The sequence below is a fragment of the Microbacterium sp. T32 genome (assembly GCF_001619615.1).
GTDB lineage: Bacteria > Actinomycetota > Actinomycetes > Actinomycetales > Microbacteriaceae > Microbacterium.
The window spans coordinates 50,412-66,747 of record NZ_LQQP01000016.1 but is presented as its reverse complement, the minus strand read 5'-3'; the positions used below and the strand labels follow the sequence as shown (position 1 = coordinate 66,747).

Sequence of the window (16,336 nt, the reverse complement as noted above, 5' to 3'; positions counted from 1 at the left end):
CATGACTGCCCGTCGTATCGCGGTCGTGACCGCGGGACTCTCGACCCCCTCCTCGACGCGCATGCTGGGCGACCGGCTCGCGCACGCGGCGCTCACCGAGCTCCGCGCGCGCGGGATCGACGCCACGAGCGACGTGTTCGAGCTGCGGGACTTCGCGCACGATCTGACCGACAACCTGCTGACGGGCTTCGCCCCGCCGGCACTCGAGCAGATGATCAACTCCGTGGTCTCAGCCGACGGCCTGATCGTCGTGACGCCGATCTTCTCCACGAGCTACTCCGGCCTGTTCAAGTCGTTCATCGACGTGCTCGACCCGCAGGCGCTGAGCGGCACGCCGGTCCTGCTGGGAGCGAACGCGGGCACCGCCCGCCACTCGCTCGCGATCGACTACGCCATCCGCCCGCTCTTCACCTACCTGCACGCGAATCCGGTTCCGACCGGCGTGTTCGCGGCATCCAGTGACTGGGGATCCAACGCCGACGAGGTCGCGCCGCTCGGCGCCCGCGTCGACCGCGCCGCTCGGGAGTTCGCCGACGCGATCGCCGCGCGCGAGCCCGTGCAGGATGCCGACCCGTACGACCCCGCGTCGTACCTCGGCGCCGGCAAGTCCTTCGGTCACCTGCTCGGCGGTCTCGCCGGGGAGTGACCCGTTCGAAGCCCCGCTCTCCTCCGGGAGGGCGGGGCTTCGTGCTGCGCGGCGCGCGCTGGGTCAGTGATTCGCGCACCCTCCGCGATCCGCGCAACCTCAGTCCGTTCGCGCGGATTCGGGCTGAGGTCGTGCAGATCGCTGAGGTTGTGCCGCCGAAGGGGACGTCGCGCGGATCACCCAGGTTCCGCGCCGGCCCTAGGGTGAGGGCATGGATGCCGCGCAGTGGGACGAGCGCTATCGAGCGTCGGCCGGAGGGGTGTGGGCGAGCGAGCCGCCCGCCGTTGTGCGGGAGATCGCCGGGCCGTTGACGCCGGGCACGGCCATTGACGTGGCCACGGGCGACGGGCGGACGGCGCTCTTGCTGGCCGCGCGTGGCTGGGGCGTCACGGGCGTCGACTTCTCGGCCGAGGCCCTCGCGATCGCGGCGGACCGACCCGGCGGGGACGCCGTGTCGTGGGTCCGCGCCGATGTCCACACGTGGGAGCCGGTGGCATCCGTCGATCTCGTGGTGTCGTGCTACCTGCACCTGAGCGACAACGCCGCGGCGATCGCCCGCATCGCCGAGTGGGTGGGGGTCGGCGGGACGCTCGTCGTCGTCGGGCACGACGTCGAGAACATCGCGGCCGGCGGGCACGGGCCGTCCGACCCCGCGATCCTTTACACGCCCGCGTTGTTGCGCGGTGCGCTCGACGATCGGTTCCGCATCGAGCGCTGCGAGCGTCTGACCCGGGGCGCGGCCGACGCCGAACTGCGCGGCGGACACGCCCATCCCGCGATCGACACGCTGCTGCACGCGGTGCGGGTGCGCTGAACCGCGGCGGTTCGGCCGCGACGTCGGACCCGCGGCGCCCGCTCAGAGCACGATGTCGCCCGCGTCGCGCAGCTCGCGCACGCCGGTCGGCCGTACTCCCGGTCGGGCGAGGACGTCCGCGCCGACGAGCTGCCCGACGTCCACGCGCGCCTCGGCCGCGATGTCGCGGATCGGCACCTGGAACGTCCGGAACGCGCCGAGCGGCGGCACGCGCAGCCCTCGCCGTGTGTCGACGAGCGCGCTCTGGTCGAGCACGAATCCGGCGGCCGACAGGCCGGCGTCCGACCGCCAGGCCGCGATCTTCCAGAACCGCAGCGGTACCCGGATGCCGCGGTAGGGAGGGTCGTCCGCACCCAGCACCGGCGCGGTGAACACCGCGAGCCGCTGGTCGGTGCTCTCGGCGTACGCGAGGACGTGGTCCTCCAGCCCGAGCCACAGCTCCTTCGACTGGTTGAAGCCCGCCGCCTGCGGGGCCGCGTTCGTGTAGACGAACGTCGCGGCCGTGGCATCCCGAGCCTCCGCCACCGTGCCCCAGCCAGGGTCGCGACGGCGCACGAGATGCCCGCGGTCGAGGTCGTTGTCGGCGTACACCGCCGGGCCCGCCTGCGCGTCGACGGGTACCCGCGGGTCGAGGTGCCACTCGCCGGTGCGCGGGAGGTCCTGCACGGTGGACCCGTCGATCACGACGCCCGTGACCGCGGCGAAGCGCCGCGCGGGGTCGAGCAGCACGGAGAACCGGGGGTAGTCGAGCCGTACCGTCTCGACGGCGGGGGAGGGAAGGGGCAGGGGGATGCCGAGGAACTCGGGGTCGAAGCCGTCGCTCATCGCTCCATCGTGCCCGGGCCCTCCGACATCGCGACAGACTGGGACGATGGAACGGCTGGTGAAGACCCGGGACGACGCCCCCGCGGGATTCTTCGCGGCGGAGGCCGCGGGACTCGCGTGGCTCGCCGCCGCGGGCGGCGCCCGAACGGTCGAGGTGCTCGAGAGCGGGCCGACGCGCATCGTCCTCGAACGCGTGGAGACCGTGCGCCCCACCCAGGCCGCCGCCGAGGAGTTCGGTGCCGCGCTCGCCGCGACCCATGACGCCGGCGCCCCCGCCTTCGGCGCACCGCCGCCGGGATGGACGGGCGACATCTTCATCGGTCGCCGCACGCAGTCGGCGCGGCCCGCGCCGACGTGGGGCGCGTTCTACGCGGCACAGCGCGTCGAGCCGTTCCTCGCTCCCGCCGTCGCGGCCGGGAACCTCACGGCATCCGGGTCCGAGGTCGTCCGGCGGGCGTGCGCGCTGATCGCCGCCGGGGCCTTCGACGACGCGGACGCCCCCGCGCGCCTGCACGGCGACCTGTGGGCGGGAAACGTGCTGTGGTCGGCCGAGGGCGTCGTGCTCATCGACCCCGCGGCGCACGGCGGCCACCGCGAGACCGACCTCGCGATGCTCGCGCTCTTCGGCTGTCCGTTCCTCGACCGCATCCTCGCGGCGTACGACGCGCGGCGTCCGCTCCGTCCGGGCTGGCGCGAGCGGGTGCCCGTGCACCAGCTGCATCCGCTCGCGGTGCACGCGGCGGGACACGGCCCGGCGTACGGCGACGAACTCGTGGATGCCGCGGAGCACACGCTCGCGCTCGGCTGAGGCCGCCCCTGCTCGCAGGATCCGAGGTTCTTCGCAGCGTCGCGCCGAAATCCTGCGAAGATCGCGCGATTCTGCGAACTTCGACGGCGAGACTCGGCGTCCCTACGCCGACACGCCCGGAGCCGCCCGCCGCCGTGCGCGCCGCGCGAGCAGGAGGTCGATGCCGACGCCGATCCCGACGGCGACCACGATCGACACGATGACCGCGACCACCGGTCCGCCCGGGACGAGGGCGGCCACTATCGCGCCGATGACCGCCTGGTACGCGGCCCACGCCATCGCGGCGATCGCCGCCACCCCGAGGTACCGGGCGGGATTCACCCGTGCCGCACCCGCGGCGAGGTTCACCGCGAGCCGGGCGAACGGCACGAACCGCGCCGTGAAGAGCACGACCGCGGCGTTGCGTTCGAGGCGGGCGCGCGCCCACTCCAGCGCCGCACGCACGCGCGGGCCCCGCATCCACCGCCAACGCTCGACACCGACGGCGCGCCCGACGAGGTAGCAGCACAGGTCGCCGCAGAAGGCCGCCGCGCCCGCGACGAGGATGACGGCGAAGAGCGGAGGGGTGCCGTTCGCTACGGCCAGCGCGCCGAAGGCCGTGACGGCCGCCTCACCCGGGATGACCACCAGGAACGCATCCGCGAACACGAGCGCGGCCATGGCCGGCAGCGCCCACGGGCTCGCCGCGATCAGCCCGAGCCACGCATCGATCCCGTCCACCACGTCACTCTCCGTCGCGAATCGAGACGGGATGCCGACCGCGCGGTGACCCGGCGCGGAGCATCCGGTGAACATCGCGAACGTCGGGCCGTGATCGACGGCGCGGCGTGTCGCGGGGTCCCACCCTGGATGCGTGAGAGTCGCGCTGCTGGCCGAATCCTTCCTCCCGCACATGAACGGGGTCACCGGTTCCGTTCTGCACGTCCTCCGTCATCTGGCGGAGGCCGGTCACGAGACGCTCGTGATCGCCCCGAAGTCCGGAGACGTCACCGCCGATCTGCACGGTGCCCGCGCGGAGCTCCTCCGCTCCGTGCCGCTGCCGTCGTACCCCGAGGTCCGCGTGGTGTTCGCGCGCGCGGCACGCCTCGGTGCGCTGCTGCGGGAGTTCCGCCCCGACGTGGTGCATCTGGCATCCCCGTTCGTGCTCGGCTGGCAGGGACTCGCCGCCGCCGAGGCGCTGAAGATCCCGTCGGTCGCGGTGTACCAGACCGACGTCATCGCCTACGCGCAGAAGTATGGTCTGCCGCAGGCCACCGCGCTCGTCGCCGGACACGTCACGCGGCTGCACCGCCGCGCGACGCTCACCCTCGCGCCGTCCTCCGCATCGTCGCGGCAGCTCGAGGGACTGGGCGTCGACCGGATCCGCCGGTGGGGCAGGGGAGTGGATGCCATCCGCTTCGCGCCCGAACACCGCGACGAGGCGTGGCGCGCCGCCGTCGCCCCGAACGGCGAGCGCATCGTCGGGTACGTCGGCCGACTCGCGCCCGAGAAGCAGGTCGACGACCTGCGCGCGCTCGCCGATCTCCCGGGCACGCGTCTCGTGATCGTCGGCGACGGCCCGTCTCGCTCCGCCCTGGAGAAGGCGATCCCGGATGCCGTCTTCACCGGCCATCTGTCGGGCGGCGATCTCGCGCGGGCGATGGCGGGCTTCGACGTCTTCGTGCACCCTGGCGAGAGCGAGACCTTCGGCCAGACGATCCAGGAGGCGCTCGCGAGCGGCGTGCCGGTCGTCGCGACCGGCGTCGGCGGGCCCCTGGATCTCGTCCGCTCGAGCGTCGACGGGTGGCTGTACAAGCCGGGTGACCTCGACGACCTCCGGGATCGCGTCGCCGACCTCGTCGGTGACGAGTCCAAGCGGCAGGCGTTCGCGCGAGCGGCGCGGGAGGCGGTGGCAGGACGCACGTGGGAGGCCCTCACCCGCGACCTCGTCGGGTACTACCGCGAAGCAGCGGCGCTGCGCGCGATGGACGAGGGCATGCTCGTCCGGGGTGGCGAGCGACCCAAGGTCCCCGCGCCGCGCACCCGCGGACGGTGGACACGGTTCGTGGCGCTCGGCGATTCGCTGACTGAGGGCCTGTGCGACGCGTCCCGGATGCCGTCGGGGCAGTTCCGCGGCTGGGCCGACCGCCTCGCGGAACTCCTCGCGCACACGAGCGACGAGGGACCGTTCCAGTACGCCAACCTCGCGGTCCGCAGTCGTCGCGTGCGGCATCTCATCGACGAGCAGATTCCCGCGGCGTTGGAGATGCGGCCCGACCTCGTCTCGATCCTCATCGGGGCCAACGACCTCGTCGGACCCGCACCGGTGATCCCGGCGCTCGTCGCCGAGGTCGAGTCGGCGGTCCGGGCTGTTCGCCGAACGGGCGCCGACGTGCTGCTCGTGACGACGTTCCTGCCGCGCCGGGCGGCCGCACGGATCTTCGCTCGCCGCTTCTCGGCCTACAACGTCGAGCTGCGGCGCATCGCCCGCGCGCACGGCGCGATCCTGCTCGACCTCGAGGCCGTGGCGGAGATCGGCGAGCTCCCACTATGGGCCGACGACCTCGTGCACCTCCGTTCGCGCGGGCACCGGCTCGTGGCGTACCGTGCGGCCGAGGCTCTGGGCGTCCCCGACGCCGACGCGCTGCTCGGCCTCGACGAGGCGCTGCACGCCGACGACGACGTCCCGCAGGGCGGCTGGCTGATGCGCGACGCGCTGCCGTGGGTGTGGCGCCGGGTGCGCGGCCGCACCGCCGGCGACGGCATCCTGCCCAAGCACGACGGATACGTGGAGCTTCCCACGCGCGGCGACCGCCAGCGTCAGCGCGCGACGTCCTGAGGCGTGCCGACCGCTCGCGATCGGGTCGAGCGCCCACGCTTCGGCCGACCGGATCGTGAGCGCTCGCACGGATCGTGGGCGCTGGGCGGCGCTCAGTACCAGCCGGTCGCTTCGGAGTGCGCCCACGCACCGCACGGGGAGCCGTAGCGAGACCGGATGTACGACAGGCCCCAGGCGATCTGCGTCGCGGCGTTCGTCCGCCAATCGGGACCGGCGGCGGCCATCTTGTCTCCGGGAAGAGCCTGCGGGATGCCATAGGCACCGCTTCCGGGGTTGTAGGCGTCCGCGCGCCAGCCGGACTCGCGGTTCCACAGCGAGACCAGGCACGAGAACTGATCGTCGCCCCAGCCGTAGCCGCCGAGGGCGCCGCGCGCGTAGTCGCGCGCCTGGGCGGGGCTCATCGTCGGGCCCGCCGGCGCCGTGGAGCCGCCACCGCCGCCGCTGGAACCAGAGCCCCCGCCGGAACCAGATCCGCCGCCTGAGCCGGAGCCGCCCGACGACGCCCCGCCGCCTGAGCCGCCGCCGGAACCCGACCCGCCCGAGCCCCCGCCCGAGGCCGCGCTGCCGCCCGACGAGGACCCGCCCCCGGACGAGGCCCCGGACGCCGCGGCCCCGCCGCCGGTCGCGCCGCCGGGCTGGGCCGCCTGCGCGGCGGTCTGCTGGGCCAGCCGGGCCGCGCGTTCCTGCGCGGCCGTGGTTTCGCGCAGCGCCGCGAGTTGAGTGAACAGCGCGTCCAGCCGGCCTTGCGTCTCCGAGACGACGGCTGCTTCGGCATCCGCTTCCGTGTTGGCCTGGGCGGCGGTCGTCTCCGCCTCGGTCGCGAGCCGCGCAGCCTCGGTCCGGGCGTCCTCCGCCTGCGTGCGGAGCGACGTCGCGACATCGGCGGCGCTGCGTGCCTCTCCGACGGTGCGCGCCGTCAGCGTCGTCACCCGATCCAGGATGCCGAGCCGGTCGAGCAGTGAATCGGGGTCGGCCGTCGTCAACAACTGTGCGACGAGCGGGCCGTCGGCGGTCGAGCGGTAGAGCCGGGACGCACTCGCACCGGCGCGGGCGCTCGCCGCGGCGAGGGCGGACTCCGCCGCGGTGCTCTGCGCGGTGAGGGCGTCGGCGCGTGCGGCCGTGCTTGCTGCGAGCTCCCGCGCGCGCTCGGCGGCGGCGGAGGCGTCCAGCGCCCGGCTCGACGCCGCGGCGGCCTGGGTCTGGGCGGCGTCCAGCTGCTGTTCGATCGCGCGGACAGCGGGGTCGTCGTCATCGGTTGCGGTCACGTGGAGGGGAGCGGCGGTCGCGCCCCCCGCGGGGGTCGCCACGAGGACTCCGCACACGAGCGCACACGCGGCCAGCGTGTGACGCGTGTGACGTCTGAGGCCCATGAGGCGAGGGTACGGCACTCCCGCGAGCCGAACCAGCCGGGAAAGCCGGGCCCTGATAGGCTCTCGGAGGGTGCCGCCATGGCATCCGCTCAACTACACATGAGCTCACGGAGCAGGCCGGCAGACGCTGGTCCCCTGTGGTGGACTCCCCGTCACGATGCCGGGTGGTCGTCTACTGGTGGCCAGTCGCCGGGATTTCCGGGCCGACGAGTCGGCGCGCCCTTTCTGCCTGTTCCTGCTCCTTCGCATGTCAGCTCGTCGCCCACACGGGGCGCCGAGCCTAAACAAAGAAGGAGGGACCTCTTGGAAGGTCCAGAAATCACCGCCGCTGAGGCCGTTCTCGACAACGGCCGCTTCGGCACCCGCACCGTTCGCTTCGAAACCGGTCGTCTCGCGCAGCAGGCGCAGGGCTCGGTCGCCGCGTACCTCGACGAAGAGACCATGCTTCTCTCGGCCACCAGCGCCGGAAAGCACCCGCGTGAAGGCTTCGACTTCTTCCCGCTGACCGTCGACGTCGAGGAGCGCTCGTACGCCGCCGGCAAGATCCCCGGCTCGTTCTTCCGCCGCGAGGGGCGCCCCTCCACCGAGGCCATCCTCGTGTGCCGTCTCATCGACCGCCCGCTGCGCCCGTCGTTCGTCGACGGTCTCCGCAACGAGGTCCAGATCGTCGTGACCGTGCTCTCGATCGCGCCGGGCGAGTTCTACGACGCCCTCGCCATCAACGCCGCGTCGCTGTCGACCCAGATCTCGGGTCTGCCGTTCTCGGGCCCGATCGCCGGTGTCCGCCTCGCGCTCATCCCCGGTCACGGCGAGCACGCCGACCAGTGGGTCGCGTTCCCGACCGCCGCGCAGCTCGAGGACGCCGTCTTCGACCTGATCGTCGCCGGTCGCGTCCTGGAGGACGGCGATGTCGCGATCATGATGGTCGAGGCGGAGGCCACCGAAGGCAGCTGGAACCTCATCAAGGGCGGCGCCACCAAGCCGAACGAGCAGGTCGTGGCCGAGGGCCTCGAGGCCTCGAAGCCCTTCATCCGCGAGCTCGTCGCCGCACAGAACGTCGTGGCGAACACCGCGGCGAAGGAGATCCAGCCGTACCCGGTCTTCCCCGCGTACAGCTCCGAGGTCTACGACTTCGTCGCCGGCCGCTCGTACGACGACCTCGTCGGCGTCTACCAGATCGCCGACAAGCAGGAGCGTCAGAACGCCGACGACGCCGTCAAGGACCGTGTCAAGGCCGAGCTGATCGCCGCCGTCGAGGCGGGCGAGCTGCCCGCCGGGGCTCCCCTGGAGTTCGCGGGCGCGTACAAGTCGGTCACGAAGAAGATCGTGCGCGGTCGCATCCTCACCGAGGGCGTCCGCATCGACGGTCGCGGTCTGGCCGACATCCGTCCGCTCGACGCCGAGGTGCAGGTCATCCCGCGCGTCCACGGCTCGGCGATCTTCCAGCGCGGCGAGACCCAGATCCTGGGTGTCACGACGCTGAACATGCTCAAGATGGAGCAGCAGATCGACTCGCTCTCCCCGGTGACGCACAAGCGCTACATGCATCACTACAACTTCCCGCCGTACTCGACCGGTGAGACCGGTCGCGTGGGTTCGCCGAAGCGTCGCGAGATCGGGCACGGCTTCCTTGCCGAGCGCGCCCTCGTCCCGGTTCTGCCGAGCCGCGAGGAGTTCCCGTACGCGATCCGTCAGGTCTCCGAGGCGCTGGGCTCCAACGGCTCGACCTCGATGGGCTCGGTGTGCGCCTCGACCCTGTCGCTGCTGAACGCGGGTGTGCCGCTGCGCGCTCCCGTCGCCGGTATCGCGATGGGTCTCGTGTCCGACGAGGTCGACGGCCAGACGCGCTACGCCGCGCTGACCGACATCCTCGGCGCCGAGGACGCCCTCGGTGACATGGACTTCAAGGTCGCGGGCACGAGCGAGTTCGTCACGGCGATCCAGCTCGACACCAAGCTCGACGGCATCCCGTCGTCCGTGCTGACCGCCGCGCTGCAGCAGGCCCGTGAGGCGCGCCTCACGATCCTCAGCGTCCTCAACGCCGCGATCGACGCTCCCGACGAGATGGCGCCGACCGCGCCGCGCGTCATCAGCGTGCAGATCCCGGTCGACAAGATCGGCGAGCTGATCGGCCCCAAGGGCAAGACGATCAACGCGATCCAGGACGAGACCGGCGCAGACATCTCCATCGAGGAGGACGGCACCGTCTACATCGGCGCGACCGACGGCCCCTCGGCCGAGGCCGCCCGCGCCCAGGTCAACGCGATCGCCAACCCGACCAACCCCGAGGTCGGCGAGCAGTTCCTGGGTACGGTCGTCAAGATCGCGACGTTCGGTGCGTTCATCTCGCTCCTGCCCGGCAAGGACGGTCTGCTGCACGTCAGCGAGGTCCGCAAGCTCGCCGGTGGCAAGCGCGTCGAGAACGTCGAGGACGTCCTGTCCGTCGGCCGCAAGATCCTGGTGCGCATCACCAAGATCGACGACCGCGGCAAGCTGTCGCTCGAGCCCGTGCTCGATGAGGCCGCCACGACGCCCGAGCCCGCGGACACGCAGAGCTCGGCCGCCGCGAGCGAGGGCCCGGAGGCTCCCGCCGAGGGCTGATCCCTCTTCCCCGGATGCCCGTCCCGCTTCGCGCGGGGCGGGCATCCGTGCATTTCGCCCTCCTCGCTGCCGTTGATCTGGTCGGAACCAAGCGTTATGCAATGTTTACCGCCGAGCCGTGCGAATCGGGAGCGGTCGTTCGGGGAGGCCCTACCCTCGAACTACGCGTCGGGGGCGAAGCGGGCGCCGCCGGCGTCCGGCCTCCGCCGCACCGAGGAGAGGCCCATGAGCGGCTCGGGCGTCGAGGAGACGACTCCGCCGCCCCTGCGCCGGAACAGGGCGGCGCAGCCGTCCATCCCCGCTGCTCACCCCTCCGCTCCGGTGACACTCCAGGGCCCGGGTCTCGGGTCGCACGTCCGCGTCGCCCTCGGCGAGACCGGATTCGAGGTCTTCCCTCTCTTCCTCGGTGGTGGCGAGTTCGGCTGGAACGTCGACGCGTCGGCGAGCCACGAGATCCTCGACACGTACGTCGACCTCGGCGGCAACGCGATCCACACGGCCGACAGCTATGCGGCGGGCCGCAGCGAGCACATCATCGGTTCCTGGATGAAGGACCGCCGCACGCGCGACGACATCGTGCTCGCGGTGCGTGTCGGGCGGCATCCGGACAACCCCGGACTCGGCTCGGTGAACCTGGTCCGCGCCGTCGAGGCGTCGCTGAGTCGCCTGGGCACCGACCGCATCGACATCCTCTCGCTGGATGCCGTCCGCGGCGACACCGCGGTACTGGAGGACACCCTCGCGACGTGCGAGTGGCTCGTCGAGAGCGGCAAGGTCCGCGCGATCGGCGCGCACGGCTACACCGCGTCGCAGCTGGTGGAGGCCCGCATCCTGTCCTCGGCGGGTTACCCGCGCGTGACGGTGCTCGACGTCCCCTACAACGTGCTGCGGCGCGAGGAGTTCGACGGGGATCTCCGTCTCATCGCCTCGGCGCAGGGCATCGCCGTGACGCCCTCGCACCCGCTCGCCCACGGCTTCCTCGCGGGCGAAACGCGTACTCGCGGCCAGCGCGCCACCTCGGTGCGCGGGTCGCAGCTCGCCGCCCATCTGAACCGTCGCGGCTCCCGCGTCTTGCGCGCGCTCGACGCGATCGGCGACGAACTGGGGATCCCGGATGCCGCTGTCGCGATGGCGTGGCTCCTCGCGCAGAAGGCGGTCACCGCTCCGATCGTGAACGCGTTCGCGCCGCGACACGTCGTGGAGTGCATGCGCGCCGTGGGCGTGCGGCTCAGCCGCGCCCAGCTGTCGGACATCGCCCGCGCCGCCGAGTGAACGACCGTCGGTCGGGGGGCGTGACGTAGGCTGGAAGTGTTCTGCGGGGGGCCCGCACACTGACAACGAGGTGAGCCGACGTGACGCATTACATCTACCTGGTGCGCCATGGTGAGCACCAGGATGCCGAGCACGGGCTCACCGACGGCCCGCTGTCGCCGCGCGGACAGCGTCAAGCCGCGCTCCTCGCCGACCGCCTCTCCGGACTCCCGCTGGATGCCGTGTGGCATTCGCCCCTCGAGCGTGCCGCGCAGACCGCCCGCGCGGTCGCCGAACGTCTCCCGTCCGTCACGCCCGAGGCATCCGCTCTGCTGTTCGACTGCGTTCCGACGGGCATGACGCCCGAGACACCCGCGGCGTACGAGCCGTTCTTCGGCGGCGTGACCGAGGCCGAGATCGAGGCCGGGCGCGCGCAGATGGAGGATGCCACGGTCGAATTCCTCGCGCGGAAGACGGGCGAGGTGCACGAGCTGCTCATCACCCACAACTTCGTGATCGCGTGGTTCGTGCGTGAGGTCCTGCAGGCTCCGGACTGGCGCTGGATGACGATCAATCAGGCCTACTGCGGCCTCACCGTCATCGCGCAGAAGAAGGGCCGCCCCTGGACGTTGCTGTCGCACAACGACCTGGCGCACCTCCCCGTCGAGCTGCGCACGGGGCTGGTCGACCCGCTCCCGGTCTGAGCGCGCTCCAGACTTCGCAGAATCCGACGAATATCGCAGCATTCGCCCGGAGATCTGCGAAGTTCGAGTGAATCTGCGAACTTCGGTGTCAGGCCAGAACCTTCCCGTACCACCGCGTCGCGTTCGCGTTGTCGTTGTACGCGGGGATCGCCTCGAAGCCCGACCGCGCGTACAGGCCGCCCGCGGCCTCGAGAGTGTGATGCGTGTCGAGGACGAGCTCCGCGGCGCCGCGCTCGCGGGCCCGGCGCTCGAGGTCGTCGAGGATTACGCGGCCCCAGCCGCGTCCGCGCCCGGTGTGGCGGACGAACAGGTGTTTGACCTCGTCGCGCGGGCCGTGCGGGCCGTCCTCGATCCGTCGGATGCCACCGCACCCGGCGGGGCGGCCCTCGTCGTCGTCCAGCACGACGAAGACGCCGGCCGGCTCCACGAACGTCGCGGGGGAGGGGAACACCGTGCGGTACGCCCCGCCGGGGAAGATCGCGGCGCGCAGGCCGAAGTACTCCTCGAGGAGCGCGTGCGCGTCGGGGGCGTCGACGGGGGATGTACGAATCGAGACCATCCGTCGATGCTAGGCGAGCGGCATCCCGGCGCGTCTGTGGACAGCGCCGCTCCCGGCATCCCCCGTCCGCCTAGGCTGGCTGCATGACCACACGCGTTGCCATCGTGGGCGGAACGGGAAAGCTCGGCGGAGTCATCCGCGAGGTCGTCGAGGCCGAAGAGGGGTACGAGGTCTCGGCGGTGCTCGGTTCGGGCTCCGACTTCTCCGAGCTCGACGGCGCCGACCTCGTGATCGACGCGTCCACGCCGGCCGTGTCGATCGACGTGGTGCGGGCGGCCATCGAGCGCGGGATCAACGTGCTCGTCGGCACGTCGGGCTGGTCGAACGAGCGCATCGCCCTCGTGCGTCCCCTCGTGGATGCCAGCGGCACGGGCGCCGTGTTCATCCCGAACTTCTCGCTGGGATCCGTGATCGGCAGCGCCCTCGCGGCCGCTGCCGCGCCCTTCTTCCCGTCGATCGAGATCGTCGAGGCGCATCGCGAAACCAAGGTGGATTCCCCGAGCGGCACCGCCGTCCGCACCGCGGAGCTCATCGCCGCGGCGCGCGAGAAGGTCGGTCCGGTGCAGTCCCCGCACGTGGACCAGCGCGCACGCGGACAGCAGGTCGCCTCGGTCGCGATCCACTCCCTGCGCCGCCCCGGTGTCGTCGCGCGCCAGGAGACGATCCTCTCCGGCGCGGGGGAGTCGCTCACGATCGTCCACGACACCATCGACCCGACCGCGGCGTACGCACCCGGCATCCGGATCGCCCTCGCCGCCGCCCGCGAGGCGCGGGGCGTCGTCGTCGGACTCGACAGCTTCATCGACATCGGCGTGCGGACGCGTCCGGCCCGCCCCGAAGCGCCCATCGCCGACGGGGACGTGTCCGGACAGGTCGCGGGCGTCACCAGCGCATGAAGACGCGCGTCGCCGTCGCGGTCATGACGGTCCTGCTCCTGCTCTACATCGTGCTGGCCGGCCAGCGCGCGGTGATCCTCCTCACCAGCGGCGACGGCGTCGCCGTGGCCATGGGCCTCGCGCTCATCGTGCTGCCGCTCATCGCTCTGTGGGCCATCGGCCGCGAGCTCTGGTTCGGTGTGCGCGCCCAGAAGCTGGGCGAGACCCTGGATGCCGAGGGCGGATTGCCCGAGGAGGAGATCGAGGTACGACCGAGCGGTCGCGCCACTCGGGACGATGCCGACGCGCTGTTCCCGACGTACCGCGCCGACGTGGAGGCGCATCCCGCGGACTGGCGGGCCTGGTATCGGCTCGGGCTCGCCTACGACGCGGCGGGTGACCGCCGCCGGGCCCGCGCGGCGGTCCGGAAGGCGGTCGCGCTCGAGACCGCGGACCGCCGGGCCGCCTGAGGGTCCGGGAGCGCGCGAGGCGATTCGGTCCACTCTGGCGACCCGGGCGGTGCGGCGACCCGGTCCATTCCGGCGACCCGGGCGGCCGGGCCGCGGTCAGCGTGCCGCGGGCACCGCGGACGCCACGGCGTCCTCGACGGTCTCGTGCAGGAACGTGAAGCCGCTGTCGTGGAGGACGGCGGGGCGCACGTCGGCATCCGAGGTCAGCAGCGCCTCGGTCGCGTCGCGGCCGAGGGCGAGCTTCATGGCCCACACGGGTGCGCGCAGCACGTACGGCCGGTTCATGCGCCGAGCGAGCGCGAACCCGAGGTCGTTCGCTGTCGCACGGGTGGGACCGGTCAGGTTCACCGGGCCGTCCAGGTCGGAGTCGATGACGTGGCGGATGGCACGCACCTCGTCCTCGAGCGTGATCCACGGCCACACCTGCGTGCCGCGTCCGATCGGACCGGACGCGCCGAGCTTCGTGAGCAACAGCAGTGGCTTGAGGACACCCTGCTCGTGGACGATCGGCGCCGTCCGGAGGAGAGCGACCCGGGCGCGGGAGCCGGCGTCGCGCGCCGCGTGCTCCCACTCGACGCAGATGTCCACGAGGAACCCTTCACCGCGGGGTGAGGATTCGGTGAGGACGGCGCCCGGCTGCGAGCCGTAGAACCCGGTCGCCGAGGCGTTCACCAGGGCGGGCGCGTCGTCGCCGAGCTCTCGGATCGCCGCGGCGAGAGTCCGCGTGGGGGTGATCCGGGACCACAGCAGCTGACTCTTGTACGCCGGTGTCCACGGGAATCGCCCGATCGAGGCGCCGTTGAGGCACACGACGGCGTCGGCACCGGCGAGGACACCCGGATCGAGCGGGGTGGCATCCTGCAACCACTGCACTTCGTGCGGACCGGATGCCGGATGCCGCACGAGCGACGTGACCTCGATGCCGTCGGCCCGAAGCGACTCCGCGAGGGCGGAACCGATGAGGCCCGACGCGCCGGCGAGGACGACGCGTCGGGCCCCTCCGGCAGAGGACTCAGGCAAGCGTCGCCTCGAGCGTGATGTCGATGCCCGCGAGCGCCTGCGAGACCGGGCAGTTCGCCTTGGCGTCGTTCGCGATCTTCTCGAACGTCGCGGCGTCCAGGCCGGGGACGACGGCGTTGACGTTCAGGTGGCTGCCGGTGATGCCGGTGCCGGGCTTGAAAGTGACCGAGGCGGTCGCGTGGATCGACTCGGGCGGGGTGCCGTTCTCGGCGAGGGCGTTCGAGAGGGCCATGCTGAAGCACGACGAGTGCGCCCCGGCCAGGAGTTCTTCGGGGGTGGTGACCGAGCTGGAGCCCTCGCTGCGGGCCTTCCAGTTCACGTCGAACGTGCCGATCCCCGACGAGGTGAAGGTGACCTCGCCCGAACCTTCGAACAGGCTGCCCTTCCAGGCAGTGGTGGCTTCGCTCGTGACGGACATTCGAACCTCCGCGGTTTCCGCGCAGCCCGGGATGGCTGCCGCGGAAGTCAGCCTAGCCAGGGGCTCCGACCCGTCGGGGGTCTTGACAGCCGCTGCAGAAGAAGGGCGTCAGGCAGCCGACGGACGGCGTCGCCCGATGAGCCCGGCACGCTGCAGGAGCAGGTAGAGCTGGCATCCGAGGCAGAGTCCGAACACCGCGTTGAGGAACGCCGCGATGAAGGCCGCGGCCGCGGCGATCGGCAGCGCCCACGGCACTCCCGCGAGGTGGAGGAGCAGACCGACGGCGGTGACGAACAGGCCCACGCCCTGCGCGAAGCGCGGCGGCCGGGGGTCTTCGAACTCGGTCGGGAGAGCGAGGCGCGGCTGCACGACGCGTCGGTAGAGGACACCCCACGGTGCGGTGCGCGGCGAGACGACGCCCCACAGGAACAGCGCGGCGATCACGAGCACGAGCAGGAACCCCGGGTCGGTGACGCGGGCGCCGAGGGACGCCGAGGCCAGGTCACCGGTGGCGATGCCGATCAGCGACAGGAACGTCGCGATCAGCAGCAGGACGGCGGTGATGGATGCCGCGAACCGCGGGCCTCGGACATCGATGCGCTGGAGCTCAGGCACGGGCGGACTCCTCTTGCAAACGGGTCAGTTCGAGTTCGACCACGGCGCGGCCGGGTGTGCCGCCGAAGCGGGTGCGGATCGCGCCGTTCCGGTCGAGGACGAGGGTGGTGGGGGTCTGCAGCACGTGGAAGTGCTGAGCGATGTCAGGGCGGTGGGTGAGGTCCACGTCGAGGTGACGCACACCGTCGCGGCCGTCCGCGATGTCGGACAGCATGCGGTGGACACCGGGGCAGCGCGAGCACATCTCGGTGCTGAACTGCAGGAGCGTGGCCTCTTCGCCGAGCCCGTCGGCACCCAGACGGCGCGGGTCGACCACCTCGGCGGAGTCCACGGTGCGGGCACGGCCCTGGGTGCGGCGGTAGACGACGCCGGCGCCCACGGCGACCACGATGAGCGCGGCGGTCACGAAGAGAGCGATGGTCAGGTCCACGACCGACAACGCTAACGCGCGCACGGGAGACAGGGGCCGATGAGTCGCCGAATGACGGTCCTGCCCGGTGTTTCCGCAGCCATCGCTCAGGCTGCGCCCGCGGTCCTCGGGC

General features: G+C 72.3%; 17 protein-coding genes. 9 read left to right on the top strand and 8 right to left on the bottom strand.

Annotated elements, in window-relative coordinates; translation table 11 throughout:
* Position 1: 1 nt before the first annotated feature.
* Together AVW09_RS10250 and AVW09_RS10245 are read left to right on the top strand one after the other, a co-directional pair.
* Entirely contained in the window at positions 2-646 is a 645-nt protein-coding gene (locus tag AVW09_RS10250; protein WP_063257978.1) for a CE1759 family FMN reductase, read from the top strand.
* Positions 647-857: 211 nt separating this feature from the next.
* Entirely contained in the window at positions 858-1,460 is a 603-nt protein-coding gene (locus AVW09_RS10245; protein WP_063257977.1) for a class I SAM-dependent methyltransferase, read from the top strand.
* A gap of 42 nt (positions 1,461-1,502) precedes the next feature.
* Here the strand turns inward: AVW09_RS10245 and AVW09_RS10240 are convergent, their stop codons facing one another.
* Positions 1,503-2,285, bottom strand: coding sequence for a DNA/RNA non-specific endonuclease (locus AVW09_RS10240; protein WP_063257976.1), 783 nt, complete (start codon positions 2,283-2,285; stop codon positions 1,503-1,505).
* 46 nt (positions 2,286-2,331) lie between these two features.
* Here AVW09_RS10240 and AVW09_RS10235 point away from each other — a divergent pair, with 46 nt between their 5' ends.
* Positions 2,332-3,093, top strand: coding sequence for a fructosamine kinase family protein (locus AVW09_RS10235; protein ID WP_063257975.1), 762 nt, complete (start codon positions 2,332-2,334; stop codon positions 3,091-3,093).
* A 102-nt stretch (positions 3,094-3,195) separates the two neighbouring features.
* Here AVW09_RS10235 and AVW09_RS10230 read toward each other — a convergent pair whose 3' ends face one another.
* A complete protein-coding gene (locus AVW09_RS10230) occupies positions 3,196-3,816 on the bottom strand; it encodes a DedA family protein (RefSeq protein ID WP_231901818.1) in 621 nt (206 codons plus the stop codon).
* 130 nt (positions 3,817-3,946) lie between these two features.
* Here AVW09_RS10230 and AVW09_RS10225 point away from each other — a divergent pair, with 130 nt between their 5' ends.
* Positions 3,947-5,911 (top strand): glycosyltransferase, encoded by a 1,965-nt coding sequence (locus tag AVW09_RS10225; protein ID WP_063257974.1) that lies wholly within the window; start codon positions 3,947-3,949, stop codon positions 5,909-5,911.
* Positions 5,912-6,003: 92 nt separating this feature from the next.
* On the opposite strand, the gene AVW09_RS17950 is transcribed toward AVW09_RS10225, so the two are convergent.
* Entirely contained in the window at positions 6,004-7,281 is a 1,278-nt protein-coding gene (locus AVW09_RS17950) for a hypothetical protein (protein WP_197462607.1), read from the bottom strand.
* 303 nt (positions 7,282-7,584) lie between these two features.
* Between AVW09_RS17950 and AVW09_RS10215 the strand changes: the two genes are divergently transcribed.
* The 3 genes from AVW09_RS10215 to AVW09_RS10205 all read left to right on the top strand — a co-directional run bounded on the left by AVW09_RS10215 (position 7,585) and on the right by AVW09_RS10205 (position 11,837).
* The gene (locus AVW09_RS10215; protein ID WP_022877226.1) at positions 7,585-9,882 is read left to right on the top strand and encodes a polyribonucleotide nucleotidyltransferase; all 2,298 of its coding nucleotides are present in this window, start codon (positions 7,585-7,587) and stop codon (positions 9,880-9,882) included.
* A 225-nt stretch (positions 9,883-10,107) separates the two neighbouring features.
* Positions 10,108-11,154 carry an aldo/keto reductase gene (locus AVW09_RS10210; protein WP_082822919.1) on the top strand — a complete coding sequence of 349 codons (1,047 nt, stop codon included), beginning with the start codon at positions 10,108-10,110 and terminating at the stop codon, positions 11,152-11,154.
* A gap of 80 nt (positions 11,155-11,234) precedes the next feature.
* On the top strand, positions 11,235-11,837 hold the full coding sequence (locus tag AVW09_RS10205) for a histidine phosphatase family protein (RefSeq protein ID WP_063257972.1): 603 nt from the start codon (positions 11,235-11,237) through the stop codon (positions 11,835-11,837).
* An 88-nt stretch (positions 11,838-11,925) separates the two neighbouring features.
* Here the strand turns inward: AVW09_RS10205 and AVW09_RS10200 are convergent, their stop codons facing one another.
* Entirely contained in the window at positions 11,926-12,396 is a 471-nt protein-coding gene (locus AVW09_RS10200) for a GNAT family N-acetyltransferase (RefSeq protein ID WP_063257971.1), read from the bottom strand.
* An 83-nt stretch (positions 12,397-12,479) separates the two neighbouring features.
* Here AVW09_RS10200 and dapB point away from each other — a divergent pair, with 83 nt between their 5' ends.
* Both dapB and AVW09_RS10190 read left to right on the top strand, forming a co-directional pair.
* Entirely contained in the window at positions 12,480-13,292 is an 813-nt protein-coding gene (gene dapB, locus AVW09_RS10195) for a 4-hydroxy-tetrahydrodipicolinate reductase (protein ID WP_063257970.1), read from the top strand.
* Entirely contained in the window at positions 13,289-13,741 is a 453-nt protein-coding gene (locus AVW09_RS10190) for a hypothetical protein (protein ID WP_063257969.1), read from the top strand. The genes dapB and AVW09_RS10190 overlap by 4 nt, the downstream gene beginning before the upstream one ends.
* 96 nt (positions 13,742-13,837) lie before the next feature.
* Here AVW09_RS10190 and AVW09_RS10185 read toward each other — a convergent pair whose 3' ends face one another.
* The 4 genes from AVW09_RS10185 to AVW09_RS10170 form a co-directional block, all read right to left on the bottom strand.
* Positions 13,838-14,761 (bottom strand): TIGR01777 family oxidoreductase, encoded by a 924-nt coding sequence (locus tag AVW09_RS10185; protein WP_063257968.1) that lies wholly within the window; start codon positions 14,759-14,761, stop codon positions 13,838-13,840.
* Positions 14,754-15,179 carry an OsmC family peroxiredoxin gene (locus AVW09_RS10180; protein WP_063257967.1) on the bottom strand — a complete coding sequence of 142 codons (426 nt, stop codon included), beginning with the start codon at positions 15,177-15,179 and terminating at the stop codon, positions 14,754-14,756. The genes AVW09_RS10185 and AVW09_RS10180 overlap by 8 nt, the downstream gene beginning before the upstream one ends.
* 108 nt (positions 15,180-15,287) lie before the next feature.
* On the bottom strand, positions 15,288-15,794 hold the full coding sequence (locus AVW09_RS10175) for a DUF4395 domain-containing protein (protein ID WP_063257966.1): 507 nt from the start codon (positions 15,792-15,794) through the stop codon (positions 15,288-15,290).
* Positions 15,787-16,224 (bottom strand): thioredoxin family protein, encoded by a 438-nt coding sequence (locus tag AVW09_RS10170; RefSeq protein WP_063257965.1) that lies wholly within the window; start codon positions 16,222-16,224, stop codon positions 15,787-15,789. Before AVW09_RS10170 ends, AVW09_RS10175 begins: the two co-directional genes overlap by 8 nt.
* Positions 16,225-16,336 lie beyond the last annotated feature (112 nt).